This window comes from Micromonospora sp. NPDC003816 (genome assembly GCF_042874705.1).
Lineage (GTDB): Bacteria > Actinomycetota > Actinomycetes > Mycobacteriales > Micromonosporaceae > Micromonospora.
This window is the reverse complement of sequence record NZ_JBIANP010000001.1, coordinates 1,102,296-1,120,282: the sequence shown is the minus strand read 5'-3', so window position 1 is coordinate 1,120,282 and position 17,987 is coordinate 1,102,296. Positions and strand designations below refer to the sequence as shown.

Sequence of the window (17,987 nt, the reverse complement as noted above, 5' to 3'; positions counted from 1 at the left end):
CGTCATCGAGCCACCACCCGTTTCCCCCACCGCCGGTCCCCGCCACTCCCCTGCGCACCGGTACGGTTACGCCGTGGACGAGCGGCGGACGACCGGACCCTCCGGGCACAGTGGACGCCGCTACCGGGACCGCTACGGCATCCCGCACCTGCGCGCCGACGACCCCGGCTCGCTGGCGTACGCACAGGGTCGGGTCACCGCCCTGGACCGGGCCTGGCAGATCGAGGTGGAACGACACCGCTCCCAGGGCACCAGCGCCGCCTTCCTCGGCCCGGACGCGCTCGCCTGGGACCGGTTCGCGCGGCAGGTCCGGCTCGCCGACACCGCGCGACGCTGCCACGCGGCGCTCGACCCGGCGACCGCCGAGTGGGTCGGCCTCTACGTCGACGGCGTCAACAGCGGCCTCGCCGATGGTGCGGCGCGGACCCCCGAGTTCGCCGCCACCGGCCTGTCCCCCGGCACCTGGCAGCCATGGACACCGCTGGCCGTCTGGCTCGGTCACCACGTGCTCTTCGCCGGGCTGCCCACCAAGCTCTGGCGCGAACACGTGGCGCGCAAGCTCGGTGCGTCGGCGGCCCGCCTGTTCGCCGTCGACGGGCAGGTGACCTCCGGCAGCAACGGCTGGCTGGTCACCGGGGACCGCACCGCCACCGGCGCGCCCCTGATCGCCGGGGACCCGCACCGGTTCATCGAGGCGCCGGGCATCTATCAGCAGATCCGCCTGGCCTGCCCGGAGTACGACGTGCTCGGGTTCGCCGTGCCCGGCGTGCCGGGCCTGCCGCACTTCGGGCACGCCGGTGCGGTGGCCTGGGCCATCACCAACGCGATGTCCGACTACCAGGACCTCTACGCCGAGCGGCTGCGCCGGGTCGGTGACGCGGTCGAGGCGTACGGGCCGGACGGGTGGCGGCCGGCGTACCGGCAGGTCGAGACAATCGAGGTGGCGGGCGCCGACCCGGTCGAGGTCGAGGTGATCGAGACCGAGCGGGGGCCGGTGGTCTCCGGCAGCCCCGACGACGATCCCGAGCTGACCGTCAGCCTGCGTCACCCGCCCCGGGTCACCGCCGACCTCGGCTTCGCCGTGCTGCCCGCGCTGCTGCGCGCCCGCACCGTCGGCGACCTGGACGCCGCCCTGGACGGCTGGGTCGAGCCGGTCAACGTGGTGCTCGCCGCCGACACCGACGGTGGCCTGCTGCACCGGGTCGCCGGGCGGGTGCCGCGACGGCACCCGGACAACGGCCTGCGGGTGGTGCCCGGCTGGTCGGCGGAGCACATGTGGCAGGGCTGGCACGACACCCCGCAGTCCCCGGTCGACGGGGTCGCGGTGATGGCCAACGAGCGCGGCATCTCCACCGCCCTCGGCGTCGAGTTCGCCCCGCCGTACCGCGCCGACCGGATCCGTACGCTGCTCACCGCCCGCACCGGTTGGCGCGCGGAGCAGATGGCCGCCGTCCACACCGACACCCACCTGGCCGGCGCCGCACCGCTGCTCGCGGTCCTCGCCGACCTGGACGGCCTCAGCACCGACGCCGACGCGCTGCGGACCCGCCTACTGGCGTGGGACCGGCGGATGGCCGCCGACAGCGTCGACGCGGCGGCCTTCGCCGACCTGCGCTCGGCGGTGGCCCGACGGCTCGCCGTCCACCCGGCGCTGGCCGGGCTGGCCGAGCCGCCGGACCACCCGGAGGTCTTCCACCCCTGGCTGGCCCTGGTGCCCCGGGTCGGGTACGCGGTGGTGCCGCTGCTCCACGCCGACCTGCCCGGCGTGGACCGGGACGCGCTGGTGCGGGCCGCGGCCGAGGAGATCGCCGCCACCGGCGACACCCGTCGGTGGGGTGAGCGGCACCGGCTGCTGGCGTGGCAGGCCCTGCCCGACCCGGCCGCCCCGCCCGGGCCGGAGCTGTCCGGCGACAGCGACTGCGTGCTGGCCACCTCCAGCGTCCCCGGCGTCACCGACCTGTGCCTGCGCGGGCCGGCCGCCCGGTACGTGTGGGACCTGGCCCGCCGCGAGGACAGCCGCTGGGTGGTGCCGCTCGGCGCCACCGGCACCGGAGCACACCGCGACGACCAGCTCCCCCACTGGCTGCGCGGCGAGCTGGTCGAGGTGACCTGCGACTGGGACCGCCTCACCGAGGAGCACGATGACTGACCCGCACCACCACCGGCGGCACGTCCCCGGTTTCGGCACCGTCACCTTCCGGCCGGTCGACCCGGAGGCCGACGCGGACGTCATCCACGGCTGGGTCAGCCAGGACCGGGCCCGCTTCTGGGGGATGGGCGACGCCGACCGGGACCGGGTCGTGGAGGTCTACCGGTACGTCGACTCGCTGCCCAGCCACCACGCGTACCTCACCCTGCGCGACGGGCAGCCGGTGGCGCTGTTCCAGGGCTACCAGCCCGAACACGACCCGGTCGGCGAGTGTTACCCGGTACGCCCCGGCGACTACGGCGGCCACCTGCTGATCGGCACCCCGGTACGCCCCGAGCCCGGGTTCACCGGCACGCTGCTCGCCGAGTTCGTCGCGTTCGTCTTCACCGACCCCACCCGACGGCGGCTGATCATGGAGCCGGACGCCCGCAACGACAAGGCGATCGCCCGCCTGCGGCGGGCCGGTTTCGTCGAGGGCCCGTTGATCGACCTGCCGCACAAACAGGCCCGCCTGATGTTCCTCGACCGACCCAGGGTCGCGCTCGATCCAGGATCGAGTGGCATCCCAGCGCCGCAGTGACCACCCGATCCCTGATCGAGCGTGATCTCGGAGGCGGGTTCCGCGATCGAGAGGAGTGCCGTGGTGGACGTCTTCGGATCGGTGGCCGACCTGTACGACACCGTCCGGCCGGGCTATCCGCCCGAGATCGCCGGGGAGATCGTCGCCTACCACGGCGGCACGCCCGCGTCCGTGGTCGAGATAGGTGCCGGCACCGGCAAGGCAACGACCGCGCTCGCCCGCATCGGCGCACCCCTGACCTGCATCGAGCCCGATCCCCGGATGGCGGCGCTGCTGGCCGCGCGTCACCCCGGTGTTCGCCTCCACGTCAGCACCTTCGACCAGTGGTCGCCACCCGCCGGTGGGGTCGACGTGCTGGCCTGCGCCATGGCCTGGCACTGGCTGGATCCGGCCACCCGCAACGCACGCGCACGGCGGGCACTCGCGCCCGGCGGCACACTGGCTGTCCTCGGGCACCGCTACGACTACACCGACCCCGGCCAACGAGCGGCGATCCGATCGGCACTGCACGCCCTGGACCCCACCGTGCGGGAGCGGCCCACGGACTGGTTCCACCAGGACATCGTCGACCATGGACAGTTCGTCGACGTCCGCCAGGAGGTCTTCCGACGCGAGCTGCCCCTCGACCGGCAACGCTATCTCGACCTGGTGCGCACCTTCGGGCCGTACCTCTCCCGGTCGCCGGAGCAGCAACGGGCTGGTCTGACCGTCCTCGGCCGACTGGTCGACGACTTCGGTGGCACTGTCCTCCTCGACCTGCGCACCACGCTGGTGCTGGGCCGGGCGGGACGGCGCACCGGTCACGCCGGCCGGCAGCGCTCCGACAGGGCGTAGCGGGTCAGCACCACGTCCCCGATCTGACGCGCCTCCATCACCTGGGCCCGCCGGCCCGGATGCCAGGGGAACCGGCCCTCACCGACGAACCGGGGTGCCCGCCGGTCCCCGACGAAGAACGGCGCGACCACCAGGTGCAGTTCGTCGGCGAGCCCGGCGGCGAGGAACTGGCCGTGCACCACCGCGCCGCCCTCCACCAGGAGCCGCCGTATCCCCCGGTCGGCGAGGTCGGCCAGGGCCCGCGACAGGTCGACCGGGTCACCGGCGTCGACGACGGTGGCCAGGTCACCGAGGCGGTGCCGGGTCTTCTCCAGCGCGCCACTGGCGCTGTAGACGATCCGGTCGGTGTCGCCGACGGTGAAGAACCGGGCGGTCGGGTCCAGGTCGCCGCAGCCGGTCAGGGTCACCCGGGTCGGGGACTCCGGCAGGCCCCGGGCCACCCGCTCGGCCCGACGCCGGTCGCAGCGGACCAGCAACCGGGGATCGTCCCGGCGGACCGTACCGGCGCCGACCAGGATCGCGTCGCAGTCGGCACGGACCGCGTCGACACGGTCGAGGTCCGCGTCGTTGGAGAGCAGCAGCCGCTCCTCGGTGGCGTCGTCGATGTAGCCGTCGATCGAGGTCGCGCAGCTGAGCAGCACGTACGGGCGCTGCGCCGTCGCCGGGCCGGTCACCGGACGAAGGGAAGATCGACGGTACGGGCGGCGCGGTTGGCCTTGGCCGCGAGGTAGTCGGCGTTGGCCGGGGAGAGGAAGACACCGGTGGGCACCTGCTCGGTGACGGTGACCCCGAGGCGCCCCAACTGCTCGGTCTTCTCCGGGTTGTTGCTGAGCACCGCGATCGGCCCGACACCGAGCGCGACGAGCATCTGCGCGGCCACGGTGTAGTCGCGCTCGTCCTCCTCGTGCCCCAGCGCCACGTTGGCCTCGAAGGTGTCCAGCCCGGCGTCCTGCAACGCGTACGCGTCGAGCTTGGCGTACAGACCGATGCCCCGGCCCTCCTGCCGCAGGTAGAGCAGGTACCCGCCGACCTCGGCGATCCGCTGCACCGCCTCCCGCAACTGGGGGCCGCAGTCGCAGCGCTGACTGCCGAAGACGTCACCGGTCAGGCATTCGCTGTGCGGGCGGACCAACGGCACGGCCCCGCCCTGCTCGGCGTCCCCGAGGGCGAAGGCGAGATGTTCCCGGCCGTCGACCAGGCCGTCGAAGGTGAACAACCGGGCGGTGGTGGCGTAGCCGTCGGGGAACCGCAGCGGCACGGTGACCTGCGTCCGGATGGAGGCGAGAGGCAGTGAGTCGGACATGGGTCTCCTCGTCATACGGTGGCGGGTACACGAACACGTCGAGCCAGCAGCACGGCCGCTCCGGGCAGGCTCGCGACGAGCACGAGAGCCCCGTACACGGTCGCCGCGGCCACCCCCTCGGCGGCGGTCAGGCCGGCGGCGGCGAACGCCCACGCGGCCACCCCCTCGCGCGGACCGAAACCGGCGACGTTCGCCGGCACGGCCATCGCGAGCAGGGCAAGCAGGGTCAGCGGCAGCAGCAGGGTCAGCGGCGCGGTGGAGCCCGCCGTCCGCGCCGCCACCAGGAACGTCGCCAGGTGCCCGCCGATCGCGAGCGCGGAGGCGAGCAGCACACCCAGCCAGGTGCGTCGGCCCAGCAGGCCGTGGCGCACGTCGGAGACGGCCGTACCGATCGCGCGGGTGACCCGGGTGGCGCCCGACTGCGGCAGCATCCGGGCCGTGAGCACGACGCCGGCCAGCACCGCGACCGCGACGGCGGTCGCCACCGGCAGGTACGGCCGCACCGGCGAGGGGAACACGAACAGCAGCACCACCGCGACCGCGACCAGCACTACCTGACCTGCGACGCGCTCCCAGACCACCGCCCGGATGCCGCGTCCCACGTCACCGACGTCACGGCCGTGGCGTACCGCCCGGTGCACGTCGCCGAGGATCCCACCGGGCAGCGTGGCGTTCAGGAAGATCGCCCGGTAGCAGTGCGCGACCGCCTCCCGCAGCGGCAGCCCGACGCCGAGACCACCGGCGACCAGGCTCCACCGCCAGGCGACACAGACCGTGGTGAACAGGCCGATGGCGAGCGCGGCACCCAACGCGGGTGCGTCTATGAGCCGCAGTCCGGCCAGGAACGGTCCCGTTCCCAGCCACAGCAGCAGCCCGACGAGCACGGCGAGTCCCAGCGCCAGTCGTGCCCAAGCCCAGAACGACCGACCCGCCGGGGCGGCCGTGGAGACGGCGCCACCAGCTACATCCCCCACGCGTGCCTCCCCGGCATGGCGATCTTCCCTGACTGTACGCACGTAGTCGGCCGGCCACCGGTTCAATGGCACAGCGCGAGCAGGTCGACGTGATCGACCTGTACCCCGAGACGACCGGTTCTAGCCTCCTCGCGCCGACGACGCGCGTACTCCTCGGTGCGGTCGGTCAGCTCGGGCCGGTGGTCGCGGGCCGCGTCCAGCCAGCCGGCGAACCACTCCCCGGCCAGGTCGGCCTCGTCCGGCCCGAGCCGCCACGGGCTGGGCTGCACCCGCACCGGCACCCCGTGCCGGGCGAAGGCGGCGGTGCACGCCTGCACCGCGTCCGGGCCGAGCAGGTGCCGGCCCGCCACGGCCCGCCGCTGGTGGGCGTTGAAGGCCGCCGCCACCTCGTCGTCCAGCGGGTCGGACGGGGTCAACCGCACCCCGCCGGTCACCGAGATCAGGAACAGCGTCCGGGTGCCGGCACCGACACAGGCCGCCACGATGCGGTCGATCTCCTCGGCGGTCAGCATGTCGAGCAGCGCCGACGCGGTGACCAGGGCGGTACCGGCCAGGTCACCGTCGGTCAGCCGGGTCAGGTCCCCCGCCTCGGCGCGTACCGTGACCGCGCTGCCGTCGGCGGCGGTGGTGGGCATGTCGGCGCAGGCCCGGGCCAGCAGGTCCGGGTCCTGGTCGTGCAGCACCCAGTGCTGGGGGCCCGGCAGCAGCGGGGCCAGCCAGCGGCCCAGCGAGCCGGTGCCGGCGCCGAAGTCGCGCACCAGGTACGGGCCGTCGGTCAGGGTGGCCCGGACCGCGTCGACCAGCTCCGTCGACCGGGCCGCCACGTCGGCGGGTTCGCGCAGCGAGAGCCACTGCGCGAAGCCCGGCGGAAGCGAGAAGCTCATGCCGGCACTCCGCTCCGATGATTCACTCGCTGACGCTCGTTCATGACGCCAATGCCTCCTTGAGGGCGGTGGTGATCCGGGTGGTGGTGGCCGTCCAGTCGTCGAGCGTGTCCCGACGCCGCAGGGCGGCCTCGCGCAGGCGTGCCCGCAGGGCCGTGTCGTCCAGCCAGTGCCGCAGCGCCCCGGCCAGCGCCTGCGGGTCCTCCGGCGGCACCAGCAGCCCCGGCCGTACGCCGTCGGGGGCGTGACCGAGGGCGTCGGGCAGCCCGCCGACGGCCGAGGCCAGCACCGGCATGCCTCGGGCCAGCGCCTCGGTGACCACCATCCCGTACGTCTCGCCCCGGGACGGGTGCACCAGCAGGTCGGCGGCGGCGTACGCGGCGGCGAGCCGGTCACCGGTGAGCGGGCCGGCCAGTCGTACCCGGTCGGCGAGCCGGTGCTCGGCGAGCCGGGCCCGCAGCCGGTCGACGAAGGGTGGGTCCCGGTGCAGCGGGCCCGCGCAGGTCAGCGTCCAGTTCCGGTCCGCGACCGCGGCGAGCGCCTCGACCAGCACATCATGGCCCTTGTGCGCGGCGACGGCCGCGACGCAGAGCAGTGCCGCACCTTCCGGCGAACCGGGTACGGGCGGAGCCGGGTCGACCCCGGGCGCGGCCACGTGCACCCGGTCGGCGGGCAACGCGTACCGGTGCAGCAGCCGGTCGCGCGTCCAGGCGCTGGTGGCGACGACCGTGGTGGCCGCCGCCAGCGCGCGGGCCTCGGCGTCGTCGTCGCGGGGCAGGTGCACCAGCGGGACCAGGCGCAGCCGTCGGGCGTGTGCCACGAGCGCGTCCGGGACCACCGAGGCGACGAGGCCGTCGATCAGCACCGGGGCACCGTCGGGGAGCCCGGCCAGCACCTCGGCCAGCGCGGCCTGCTCGACCGGGGACGGCTGCGGCCAGCCCCCGGGCACGGCGTACTCGCGCACCGGCCAGCCGGCGGCGGCCAGACCGGCGCAGACACGCCGGTCGTAGCCGTTGCCTCCGCTGGGTGCGGCCGGGTCGTCGATGTCACCGGGCAGGATCACGTGCAGAACCGGCACGTGATCCTCGCCCGACGCGGGCGTATGCGGTACGACCACGTCAGGCGGCGCCCCCGCCGGACCCGCCGGGCAGTGACCGCTCGTAGGCGGCCCAGGCCACGTGCGACTCGTGCAGGGTCACGGTGATCCCGGTCAACCCGTGCGCGCCCGCGCCGAGCGCGCCGGCGGCCACCGCGTCGGCGAGCCGGTCGGCGATGGTCCTGGCCAGTACCTCGGTGGTGGTGTTCGTGCCGGCGAAGGCGGGCTCGTCGTCGAGGTTGCGGTAGTTCAGCTCGCCGAGCACGGCCTTGAGCTGGTCGGTGGCGAGTCCGATGTCGACCACGATGCCGTCGGCGTCGAGGTCGGGACGGCGGAAGGTGGCGTCGACCACGAACGTCGCGCCGTGCAGCCGCTGGGCGGGCCCGAAGACGTCGCCCCGGAAACTGTGGGCGATCATGATGTGGTCACGGACGGTCACGCTGAACACGGTCTACTCCCCGTCGTAGGTGATGAGATGGCAGAGCGCGGGCAGGCTGCCCCCGCTCAGTCGGTGCAGGACGTCGGGCAGCTCCGCGAAGGGCGACCGCCCGGTGATCAACGCGTCGAACGCCGGATCGGCGAGCAGGTCGAGCGCGAGAGCCATCCGGTCGGCGTAGCTGCGACTGCCGCCCCGGGCGGGGGCGACCGTGCCGACCTGGCTGCTGCGGACGGTCAACCGCCCCGAGTGGAACGCGCCACCGAGCGAGAGCTGCACCTGGCGGTCGCCGTACCAACTCAGTTCCAGCACGGTCCCCTCGGGCGCGAGCAGGTCCAGGCCGCGTTGCAGTCCGGCGGCGGTGGCGCTGGCGTGCACGACGAGGTCGCGTCCCCCGGTGGCGGTCTCCGGCGTGGCGAAGTCCACACCGAGCGCGGCGGCGATCCCGGCCCGGGTCGGGTCGGTGTCGACGAGTTCCACCCGTACCCCGGGGAAGCGGGCCAGCAGGGCGGTCACCGCGCAGCCGACCATGCCGCCGCCGATCACGGTGACCCGGTCGCCGACCAGCGGCGGCGCGTCCCAGAGGGCGTTGACCGCAGTCTCCACCGTGCCGGCCAGCACCGCGCGGGCAGCCGGCACGTCCTCCGGTACGACCGTGACCGCGTCGGCGGGCACCACGTACGCGCTCTGGTGCGGGTGCAGACAGAACACCGTCCGCCCGCGCAGCCGCTCCGGCCCCTGCTCGACCGTGCCGACGCTCAGATAGCCGTACTTGACCGGGGCGGGGAAGTCGCCCTCCTGGAACGGGGCGCGCATGGTGTCGTACTGGCTCTCGGGGACCGCGCCGGTGAAGACGAGCGTCTCGGTGCCCCGGCTGACGCCCGAGAAAAGCGCCCGGACCAGCACCTCTTCCGGGCCGGGCGTCGGGAGGGTCACCGAGCGGATCTCACCACGGCCTGGCACGCTGAGCCAGAAGGCGCGAGCCGTTCGGGTCACCGAGTTCTCCTTTGCCTGGGTCCGGACCGAACCGATCCGTGATGTTTTCCGTACATCTCTGACAGGGTCGTCGATCATAAACACGGAGGCACGGTGTCCACAGTTCGAACCGGTCCGCAAATCGGGCTGATCGTTCAGATCGTCCTGCTGGCGGGGCTCGCCGCGACCGTCGGTATCGGGGTCGCCGGCTGGGTGGCCGGGCTCGCGTACGGCACAGTGACCTGCGCGGTTCTCGTCCGCGCCCTGCGCCGATCCGGCTCGGACCGGCTCGGACCCGCCGACTGGGTGACCATGGGGCGGGGGCTGCTGGTCGGCGGGGTCACCGCGCTGATCGCCGACGCGCTGATCGCCGGCCGCCCGGCGCCGGTGGTGGTGCTGGTCACGATGACCGCGGTGGCGCTGGCCCTGGACGCCGTCGACGGCAAGGTGGCCCGCCGCACCGGCACGGTCAGCGCCCTCGGTGCCCGGTTCGACATGGAGGTCGACTCGTTCCTGGTGCTGATGCTGAGCTTCTACATCGCCCCGTCCGTCGGCGTGTGGGTGCTCGCCATCGGCCTGATGCGGTACGCCTTCCTGGCCGCGAGCTGGGCACTGCCGTGGATGGACCGGCAACTGCCGCCCCGGTACTGGCGTAAGGTGGTCGCCGCGGTCCAAGGGATCATGCTCGCGGTCGCCGCGTCCCAGGTGCTGCCCGGGCCGTTGACCGCTCTCGTACTGGTGGCGGCGCTCGGCATGCTGGTCGAGTCGTTCGGGCGGGACGTCGGGTGGCTGTGGCGGCAACGCGCGCCTCGGATCGTACCCGCGGTGGTGGTCCTGCCGGCGCCGGTCGTCGCTCGCCGGATCGATCGGATCGAGGACCGCGACATGCCACCCGCGCCTGTCCTGTCGCTGCGCTGACCCGGGAGAAGCAGTTGTCGAACTCCGACCCGGCCCCCACGCCGGGCACCGACCACGCCCGCACCACCGAGACCGAGCGACCGGACCACGAGCCCGCGTCCCCGCCCGCACCGGAGACCGCCGCCGAGGCGGAGACGACCGACGAGCCGGCGGCGGCGCCCAGCCGGCGGCGGGCGGTGCTGGCCCGGGTGGTGACCGTGCTGGCCGCCGTCCTGGTGCTGGCCACGTTGACGCTGCCCAACCGGCCGTGGCAGTTGGAACCGGGCACGTTCCTGCGGATCCCGCTGGAGGCGCTGCTGCTGGCCGCGCTCCTGCTGGCGCTGCCCGGCCGCCCCCGCCGGGTGGTGGCCGCCGTCTCCGGCGTACTGCTCGGGCTCGTCGCCATGGTGAAGGTCGGTGACATCGGCTTCTACTCGTCGCTGGGGCGCCCCTTCGACCTGGTGCTGGACTGGTCCCTGCTCGGCCCGGCGTTCGCGTTCGTGGCCGAGTCGGTCGGCCGGCCGGGTGCCATCGCGATCGCCGCCGGGGTCGGACTGCTGCTGCTGGGCATCCCCGTGCTCACCGCGCTCTCCTCGGTCCGGCTGGCGGGGGTGCTGGCCCGCCACCGCACCGGCAGTACCCGGGCCGTCGTGTCGCTGGTGGTGGTCTGGGTGGTGCTCGCCGCCTTCGGGGCACGGATCGTGCCGGGCGTGTACGTGGCCGACTCCAACGCGACCACCCTGGTCCAGGAGCACGCCGTCGAGGTGTACGCGCGGCTGCACGACCGGGCCGCGTTCACCGAGGAGATCAACGTGGACCCGTTCCGCGACCTGCCCGGCGACCAGTTGCTGACCGGGCTACGCGGCAAGGACGTGCTGATCACCTTCGTGGAGAGCTACGGCCGGGACGCGGTCGCCGATCCGGACTTCGCCTCGATCCAGCGGGTCCTCGACGAGGGCGCCGGGCGCCTGTCGGCGGCCGGATTCACGTCCCGCAGCGGCTTCCTCACCTCGCCGACCATCGGTGGGGCGAGCTGGTTGGCGCACGCCACCCTGCTCTCCGGGCTCTGGATCGACAACAACCAGCGGCACCGCAACCTGCTCGCCACCGACCGGTTCACCCTGGGTGACGCGTTCCAGCGCGCGCAGTGGCGCACGGTCGGCGTGATGCCGGCGGTCAACCAGGCCTGGCCGGAGGGGGCGTTCTACGGGTACGAGAAGTTCTACGGCGGGCCCGACCTCGGCTACCAGGGGCCGAAGTTCGCCTTCGCGCCGATGCCCGACCAGTTCGCCATCCACCAGTTCCACCAGCGGGAGCTGGCCGCCCCCCGGGATCGCCCGGTGATGGCCGAGTTGGCGCTGGTCTCCAGCCACTCCCCCTGGACCAAGGTGCCGTCGGTGGTGGACTGGGACGACATCGACGACGGCGAGGTGTTCCAGCGCGGCATCATCGGCACCCCGGCCGCGCAGGCCCGCACCGGTTACCGGCACTCGATCAACTACACGCTGCGTACCCTCGTCTCCTACCTGGAGCGGTACGGCAACGACGACACGGTGATGGTCATCGTCGGCGACCATCAGCCGGCGCCGGTGGTGACCGGGGAGAACCCCAGCCCCGACGTACCGATCCACATCGTGGCCAAGGACCCGGCGGTGTTCGCGCAGATCGAGGACTGGAAGTGGCAGGAGGGTCTGACCCCGGACGCCGACGCCCCGGTCTGGCGGATGGACACCTTCCGCGACCGGTTCCTGACCACCTTCGGGCCGGGCAACTCCCGCTCCCAGGCGCAGGGCCGCTGACCTGCCCGTGGTCCCGCACCGACCGCTGACGGCCGGTGCGGGACCACGGATCAGCCGGGTTTGCGGGCGACCAGCACGTCGCGGACGATCGCCTGGTCGACCCGGTGGGACAGGGCCTGCCAGGGGCCCTCGTCGAGCACGTCGAGACCGGCGGCGGTCAGCCGCTCGGCGGCGGCCTCCCGCCGGGCCACGTTGGTGTTCCAGGAGATGCCGAGGGCACCGCCGGGGCGCAGCAACCGCGCCCATCCCGGCACGGCGGCGGTGAGCAGCGCCAGCGGGTCGCGGGCCAGACCGGTCTCGGCGGTACGGCTGCCGTGCTGCACCCCGTACGGGGCGTCGGCCACCACCACGTCGACGGTCTCCGGGCGGAAGAACTCCCCGACCCGGGTGGTGTCGGCGCTGACCACGTCCACGGTCTGCACGTCGCCCGCCTTCTGCGCCTCCTTCGAGGCGGCCACCTCGACCCGCAGCCGTTTGCCGACCACCTTGCGTTCCCGACGGACCGCCCCGGACTCCAGCACCCGGTGCTTGACCCGCTTGCGCTTGAGCCAGGTGCTGAGGAACGTCTGGTACGCCTCGAAGTCCTTGCTGTCGCGGTCCAGGCCGGCGGCGTCGAAGCCGTACATCATCGCCTGGTTGACGGTGGTGCCCCGGCCGCAGAGCGGGTCGAGCACCCGGAAGCGCCGGGTGAGCAGGTCGTCGGCCCAGGCCGAGGCGAGCAGGGTGACATTGAGCAACAGCTTGGTGAACTGCTCGTTGGTCTTTCCCGGGTACTTCTGGATGGTGATCAGGTCGTCGTCGAAGCGGTCCAGAGGCGTCAACGGCACCGGCCGCAGCAGGTCACCGACGAACCCGAACAGCGCGTACGCGCTGGACAGGTTGGCCAGCAGCGCGGCGTCCCGTTCACTCAGTCCGCCGTCGACCTCGAACGTGACGTACGGGACGCCGCCCACGGCGACCGTCTCCACAGCCCCGATCCGTCCACCGAGCACGCTGCTGCCGAAGATCTCCAGCTCGGCCCGCGTCAGCTCCACCGCCGCCCCCGAGTACACCCGGTTACTCGAAGGCAGGATCAACACCCCATACCGCTCCACAACCAGGCACTATCCCACGCCCCCGCTCCCCCCACCTGCACCCCGGCCCCCTGACGCGATCATGGAGTTGTGGTACCGCGTACGCCGCACCTCGCGGCCGTCCGGGCACCACAACTCCATGATCGCGGGACTCGTCAGACGGGCAGGCCGCCGACCTGGGTGTTGATCCAGGAACGGATGGAGGGGAGGTCACCGTAGATCGAGGGCGCGGTGGCGCAGGTGGAACTGTTGTTGCCGGCCCGACTGGTCGCGCCGATCACCTGCCACACGCCGTTGACCCGGCGCACCTGCGGGCCACCCGAGTCGCCGTAGCAGGCCCCGGCGTTGCCGTTGGTGTTGTTGGTGCAGATCTCGTACGGGCCGTTGATGCCGCTGCACCGGCTGTCGGCCACGATCGAGGTGTCCAGTTCGTTCGCCGTGACCGGCGCGGAACCGCAGCCACGCGGCGCGCAGGTCTGGCCCCAGCCGATGATGCGGGTGGCGGTGCCGACCGCGCCGGAGGTGGACGGGATCACCGCCGGCGCGTAGCTGACCGAGCTGGAGAGCTGGAACAGCTTCACGTCGATGGTGGGGTGGTTGACGGCCCGGCTCACGCCGGCCACGACGCCGCCGCTGCTGCGGTTGACGCTGCCCACCCGCACCGACGAGGGGGTCGGGCAGTGCTTGGCGGTGACCACCCAGTTCGCCTTGATCAGCGTGCCGGTGCAGCCGGAGGTGTAGACCAGCCACGGGTAGTTCTCGGTGGCCGGCCGACCGCCGACCACGAAGGTGCCGAACTCCCCGTCCTCGTTCCAGGTGTACGACTGCGCCACGTCGGCCGTGCTGCGGCTGCCCGCGAAGAGCTGGTTGACCCGGCTGGCCTCGGCGGCACTGGGGTTGGCGTTGGTGCAGGAGACCGGGGCGCTGCTGCCGGACATCAGGTCCGAACAGAGCCCGGTACGCCGGTCGGGCAGCCCGAGGATGTGGCCGAACTCGTGGGTGGCGATGCGGGTGCGGTTATAGCCCTGGTCGACGGCCTGCCACCCCATCCAGATCCGGCCGGAGCCCAGCCCGGTGACCTGCGCCCGGGGCCAGCCGGTGTCGACCAGGATGGTGACGTTGGCCGGCGTACCCGGGACCAGCCGGACGTTGCTCACCCGGCTGTTCCAGATCTGGGCGGCCTGGTCGAAGTTGGTCCGGAACTCGCCGGCCCGGCTGGCGTCGTAGTACACGGTCCGGGCCGCGGCGGCGCCGGTGGCGGTGACCACCTGCACGCCGGTCGCCGCCAGCACCGCCGCGAGCGCGGCGGTGGCCGCGCGCAGCAGTTGTCGTCGGATCATCAGGTACTCCCCTGCGGACTGCGCGGCGCGCCGATACGCCGCGATCGATGTGCGTGAATATTAATGGCCGCCTCCCGTCCGATGTCATCGCGAAAGCGTCATACCGCCCGGGAGCTGTTAATCGCGTGTCACGCGCAAGCAGGGGTCCCCTGCTAACGCCTGGTGCATAGCAGGGGACCCCTGCTTACCCGAGGTCAGTCGAGGAGGCCCTCGTGCAGGGCACGCAGCACCGCGTTCGTCCGGTCCCGCGCGCCGAGCTTGGTGAGGATGGTGGAGACGTGGTTCTTGACGGTCCCCTCCGCCAGGAACAGCACCTCGGCGATCTCCCGGTTGCTGTAGCCGTGCGCGACGAGCCGCAGCACCTCCTGCTCGCGTTCGGTGAGGCCGGGTACGGGCCCGGCGTGCGGCCCGGCCGGTGACGGCCCCGACCGGATCGCCCGCAGCATCCGGTCGGTGATCGACGGGGCGATCAGCGTCCCGCCGTCGGCGAGCGTGCGGATGGCCCGGGTGAGCTGGTCCAGCGTCACGTCCTTGAGCAGGTAGCCACGGGCGCCCGCGCGCAGCGCCGCCAGCACCAGCTCGTCGTCGTCGAACGTGGTCAGCACCAGCACCGGGATCTCGACCTCGGCGGCGCGGAGTCGTTCGAGCGTCCAGATGCCGTCGAAGCGGGGCATCCGCAGGTCGAGCAGGATCACGTCCGGCGTGGTCTCGGCGACGACCGCCAGTGCGGCCCGCCCGTCGTCGGCCTCGCCGACCACGTCGATGTCGGCGACCTCCAGCAGCCCCCGGATGCCCTGCCGGATGAGCGTCTGGTCGTCGACCACCACCACCCGGGTCATGCCGCCGGCACCCGCGCGGTCACCCGGAATCCGGTCCGCCCGTCGACGGCGATGTCACCGCCGAGCGCCTGGAAGCGTTCGCGTAGCCCCCGCAGCCCGTTGCCGAGCACCAGGTCCGGTGCGCCGTGCCCGTCGTCGCGGGCCTCCAGCACGGTACCCCGGGCGTCGGCGGTCACCGAGATCCACAACTCCCGCGCCCCGGCGTGCCGGATGGTGTTCGTGACGATCTCCTGGGTGGCCCGCACGAACGCCGCGCTCTCCTCCTCGTCGACCCGCACGGTCGGCGAGACGTCCACCGACACGTCGAGTCCCGGCAGGTCGCGGGCCATCCGCCGCAACGCCTGCTCCAGGTCGGGCGGTTCGGTCCGCAGCCGGCCGACCGTGGCGCGTACGTCGCCGAGCAGTTCGCGGGCGACCCGGTCGGCCCGTTCCACGTGGGTACGCGACGCCTCGCCGTCGAGGTGCCGGGCCGTCTCCAGTTCCAGCGTCAGGACGGTCAACTGGTGACCGATCTGGTCGTGCAGCTCCCGCGAGATCCGCAGGCGCTCGGCGGTCCGGGCGGACTCGGAGAGCAGCACGCTCGCGGCCTGCAACTCCACGTGTGCCTCGGCCAACTCGCGGCGCATCCGCTGCTCGCGGAGCAGGGTGCTCGAACTGAGCAGGCTGGCCAACTGGATGAGCAGGTAGAAGCCGACCACCACGACCGCCTCCGCCGACCGGAGCGCGGTCGGCGGCAGGCCCACGGCGATCACCACGGTGTTGAGGGCGACGAGGACCAGCCCCACCTTCAGGGGCAGCAGGTACACACTGACCGCTGCGGTGAGCACCAGCAGCACCGGCAGCAGCCCCGTGTTGGGCAGTGCGAGAACCACCGCCCAGGACGCCAGCACGGCCACCGCGAACGCCCCGGTACGCAGCGGACCGGCCCGCTCGATGGCGAGCGAGGTGAGCAGCGCGACGAGGTGGAGGAGGAACAGCGCGATCCACAGCACCCGGGGGATCTCGGTGTCGACGGCCCCGAACAGCACGGGCGCGGCGACGCCGACCGCGACCACGAGCATGGCGATGCCGGACCACTCCTCCGTCCCGAAACGTCGCACGCCCCCACTCTAGGGCGGCCCGTGTCGGGCGCACCCGTGCCGGAAGTCATGCCCCCGGGAGGTGACTTCTGGGACAGGTGGCCAGGTCGGGGCGTCCGTAGCGTCGAGGCATGACCGATGCCGAACCGGCGATCCTCGCCGAGAACCTCGCCAGGAGTTACGGATCGACCCGGGCCGTGGCCGACGTGAGTCTCCGGGTCGACGTCGGGGAGGCGGTCGGCGTCCTCGGCACCAACGGAGCCGGGAAGACCACGGCGGTCGAGATGATCGCCGGGCTACGCGTACCCGAACGGGGGCGGGTACGCGTCCTCGGACTCGATCCCCGGGCGGACCGGCGGCGCGTACGGCAGGTGCTCGGGGTGCAGCTCCAGCGCGCCTACCTGCACGGCGCGCTGCGGGTGTCCGAACTCGTCGACCTGTACCGCAGCTTCTATCCCGACCCTCGCCCGGCCGACGAGTTGCTGGACATGGTCGATCTGACCACGCACCGGAAGGCGACGTTCGAGAAGCTCTCCGGCGGCCAGCAGCAGCGGCTCTCGATCGCCCTGGCGCTGGCCGGCCGCCCCCGCGTGGTGATCCTCGACGAGTTGACCACCGGCCTGGACCCGAAGGCCCGCCGCCGCATGTGGGCGACGATCGAGCAGCTCCGCGCCGAGGGGGTGAGTGTGCTGCTGGTCAGTCACGCCATGGAGGAGGTCGAGCGGCTGTGCGACCGGGTCGCCGTCCTCGACGCCGGCCGGGTCGTCGCCACCGACACTCCCGCCGGGCTGGTCGCACAGACCGGCGCCGCCAGCCTGGACGACGCGTTCGTCGCGCTCACCGGCAAGGAACTCGACCTGGAGGAAGCCGCATGACCACCGTCGTCGCCCACCGACCGGGGATGCGGTCGCTGCTGACGTTGATCCGCTGCGAGGCGAAGATGGTCATCCGGGACACCCCCGGACTGGTCGTCCCGCTCTGCCTGCCGCTGTTGATCATGCTGACCAGCGCCGGCTCCGCGAACGAGCAGGAGGTCTCGGGCGGGCTGACCGCGCTGGACCTGTTCGTGCTCCCGCTCGTGCTCACCATGGTCATCGCGATCATCGGCATCATCAACATGCCGAGCTTCCTGGCCTACTACCGGCGCTCCGGCATCCTGCGCCGGCTCGGCGTCACGCCCGCCTCACCGGCGACGGTGCTGGCCGCGCAGGTGATCGTCAGCGTGCTCCAGTCGGTCGTCGGCATCGCCGCCGCCGTCGCGCTCGCCTTCCTGGTGTTCGACGCGAACGCGCCGGTCGACGTCGGCGCGACCCTCGGCGTGGCGGCACTGGCGATGGCCGCCATGTACAGCGCCGGCATGATCGTCGCGGCGGTCGCGCCCACCCCGAACTCCGCCGTCGCCATCGGCCTGGTCATGTTCTTCGTCCTCGGCGCCCTGGGCGGGATGTTCGGCGGACCGGGCTCGCTGCCGGGCCCGCTCGCCGACATCGGTCGCCTGTTGCCGTTCGGCGCCTCCGTGGAGGCTCTCGGCGCCGCCTGGGAGGGCACGCCGGTCGGGCTCGGGCAACTGCTCGGCCTCGGCGTGACGGTGCTCCTCGGCGCCACCGTGGCGGGCCTGCTGTTCCGCTGGGAGTGACCCGCCCCGCCGGGCGGCCCTGCCGCCCTGGGGCCGCCGGGCGGTCCCGGGGCGGCCGTACGCGGGGGCACCGCCGGCGCCGCGTACGGCAGC

Annotated in this window: 17 protein-coding genes and 1 pseudogene; 7 read left to right on the top strand and 11 right to left on the bottom strand. The window is 73.2% G+C overall.

Going from position 1 to position 17,987, the window contains the following annotated elements; genetic code table 11:
• Window positions 1-73: 73 nt before the first annotated feature.
• From ACFYTT_RS04765 to ACFYTT_RS04755, 3 genes are all read left to right on the top strand, one after another.
• Complete coding sequence (locus ACFYTT_RS04765) at window positions 74-2,149, top strand: penicillin acylase family protein (RefSeq protein ID WP_387257768.1); 2,076 nt, start codon at window positions 74-76, stop codon at window positions 2,147-2,149.
• Entirely contained in the window at window positions 2,142-2,729 is a 588-nt protein-coding gene (locus tag ACFYTT_RS04760) for a GNAT family N-acetyltransferase (protein ID WP_131052905.1), read from the top strand. The genes ACFYTT_RS04765 and ACFYTT_RS04760 overlap by 8 nt, the downstream gene beginning before the upstream one ends.
• A gap of 63 nt (window positions 2,730-2,792) precedes the next feature.
• Window positions 2,793-3,563, top strand: coding sequence for a class I SAM-dependent methyltransferase (locus ACFYTT_RS04755; RefSeq protein WP_387257767.1), 771 nt, complete (start codon window positions 2,793-2,795; stop codon window positions 3,561-3,563).
• Here ACFYTT_RS04755 and ACFYTT_RS04750 read toward each other — a convergent pair.
• From ACFYTT_RS04750 to ACFYTT_RS04720, 7 genes are all read right to left on the bottom strand, one after another.
• Window positions 3,530-4,237, bottom strand: coding sequence for a dihydrofolate reductase family protein (locus tag ACFYTT_RS04750; protein WP_131052903.1), 708 nt, complete (start codon window positions 4,235-4,237; stop codon window positions 3,530-3,532). The genes ACFYTT_RS04755 and ACFYTT_RS04750 overlap by 34 nt on opposite strands.
• The gene (gene ribA, locus ACFYTT_RS04745) at window positions 4,234-4,866 is read right to left on the bottom strand and encodes a GTP cyclohydrolase II (protein WP_387257766.1); all 633 of its coding nucleotides are present in this window, start codon (window positions 4,864-4,866) and stop codon (window positions 4,234-4,236) included. The genes ACFYTT_RS04750 and ribA overlap by 4 nt, the downstream gene beginning before the upstream one ends.
• A gap of 11 nt (window positions 4,867-4,877) precedes the next feature.
• Window positions 4,878-5,840, bottom strand: a complete 963-nt coding sequence (locus tag ACFYTT_RS04740) for a lysylphosphatidylglycerol synthase domain-containing protein (RefSeq protein ID WP_131052901.1) — start codon at window positions 5,838-5,840, stop codon at window positions 4,878-4,880.
• A 62-nt stretch (window positions 5,841-5,902) separates the two neighbouring features.
• Window positions 5,903-6,724, bottom strand: coding sequence for a class I SAM-dependent methyltransferase (locus ACFYTT_RS04735; RefSeq protein WP_131052900.1), 822 nt, complete (start codon window positions 6,722-6,724; stop codon window positions 5,903-5,905).
• A 40-nt stretch (window positions 6,725-6,764) separates the two neighbouring features.
• Window positions 6,765-7,802, bottom strand: coding sequence for a glycosyltransferase family 4 protein (locus ACFYTT_RS04730; RefSeq protein ID WP_387257764.1), 1,038 nt, complete (start codon window positions 7,800-7,802; stop codon window positions 6,765-6,767).
• 40 nt (window positions 7,803-7,842) lie between these two features.
• A complete protein-coding gene (locus ACFYTT_RS04725; protein WP_131057553.1) occupies window positions 7,843-8,268 on the bottom strand; it encodes a 6-carboxytetrahydropterin synthase in 426 nt (141 codons plus the stop codon).
• 3 nt (window positions 8,269-8,271) lie between these two features.
• The gene (locus tag ACFYTT_RS04720; RefSeq protein ID WP_387257762.1) at window positions 8,272-9,252 is read right to left on the bottom strand and encodes a zinc-binding alcohol dehydrogenase; all 981 of its coding nucleotides are present in this window, start codon (window positions 9,250-9,252) and stop codon (window positions 8,272-8,274) included.
• 93 nt (window positions 9,253-9,345) lie between these two features.
• Between ACFYTT_RS04720 and ACFYTT_RS04715 the strand changes: the two genes are divergently transcribed.
• Both ACFYTT_RS04715 and ACFYTT_RS04710 read left to right on the top strand, forming a co-directional pair.
• Window positions 9,346-10,149 (top strand): CDP-alcohol phosphatidyltransferase family protein, encoded by an 804-nt coding sequence (locus ACFYTT_RS04715; RefSeq protein ID WP_176094086.1) that lies wholly within the window; start codon window positions 9,346-9,348, stop codon window positions 10,147-10,149.
• Between the two features lie 62 nt (window positions 10,150-10,211).
• A pseudogene (locus tag ACFYTT_RS04710) lies at window positions 10,212-11,927 on the top strand (sulfatase-like hydrolase/transferase); the annotation flags it as partial.
• 50 nt (window positions 11,928-11,977) lie between these two features.
• Here ACFYTT_RS04710 and ACFYTT_RS04705 read toward each other — a convergent pair.
• The 4 genes from ACFYTT_RS04705 to ACFYTT_RS04690 all read right to left on the bottom strand — a co-directional run bounded on the left by ACFYTT_RS04705 (window position 11,978) and on the right by ACFYTT_RS04690 (window position 16,279).
• Window positions 11,978-13,006, bottom strand: a complete 1,029-nt coding sequence (locus ACFYTT_RS04705; protein ID WP_236145905.1) for a TRM11 family methyltransferase — start codon at window positions 13,004-13,006, stop codon at window positions 11,978-11,980.
• Between the two features lie 149 nt (window positions 13,007-13,155).
• Window positions 13,156-14,340 carry a snapalysin family zinc-dependent metalloprotease gene (locus ACFYTT_RS04700; protein ID WP_387257760.1) on the bottom strand — a complete coding sequence of 395 codons (1,185 nt, stop codon included), beginning with the start codon at window positions 14,338-14,340 and terminating at the stop codon, window positions 13,156-13,158.
• 194 nt (window positions 14,341-14,534) lie between these two features.
• Window positions 14,535-15,179, bottom strand: a complete 645-nt coding sequence (locus ACFYTT_RS04695; protein WP_131054743.1) for a response regulator transcription factor — start codon at window positions 15,177-15,179, stop codon at window positions 14,535-14,537.
• Complete coding sequence (locus tag ACFYTT_RS04690; RefSeq protein ID WP_217706023.1) at window positions 15,176-16,279, bottom strand: histidine kinase; 1,104 nt, start codon at window positions 16,277-16,279, stop codon at window positions 15,176-15,178. Before ACFYTT_RS04690 ends, ACFYTT_RS04695 begins: the two co-directional genes overlap by 4 nt.
• A 110-nt stretch (window positions 16,280-16,389) precedes the next feature.
• Between ACFYTT_RS04690 and ACFYTT_RS04685 the strand changes: the two genes are divergently transcribed.
• Together ACFYTT_RS04685 and ACFYTT_RS04680 are read left to right on the top strand one after the other, a co-directional pair.
• Window positions 16,390-17,133 (top strand): ABC transporter ATP-binding protein, encoded by a 744-nt coding sequence (locus ACFYTT_RS04685; RefSeq protein WP_387257757.1) that lies wholly within the window; start codon window positions 16,390-16,392, stop codon window positions 17,131-17,133.
• Window positions 17,130-17,894 (top strand): ABC transporter permease, encoded by a 765-nt coding sequence (locus tag ACFYTT_RS04680; protein WP_131054741.1) that lies wholly within the window; start codon window positions 17,130-17,132, stop codon window positions 17,892-17,894. The genes ACFYTT_RS04685 and ACFYTT_RS04680 overlap by 4 nt, the downstream gene beginning before the upstream one ends.
• Window positions 17,895-17,987: the final 93 nt, after the last annotated feature.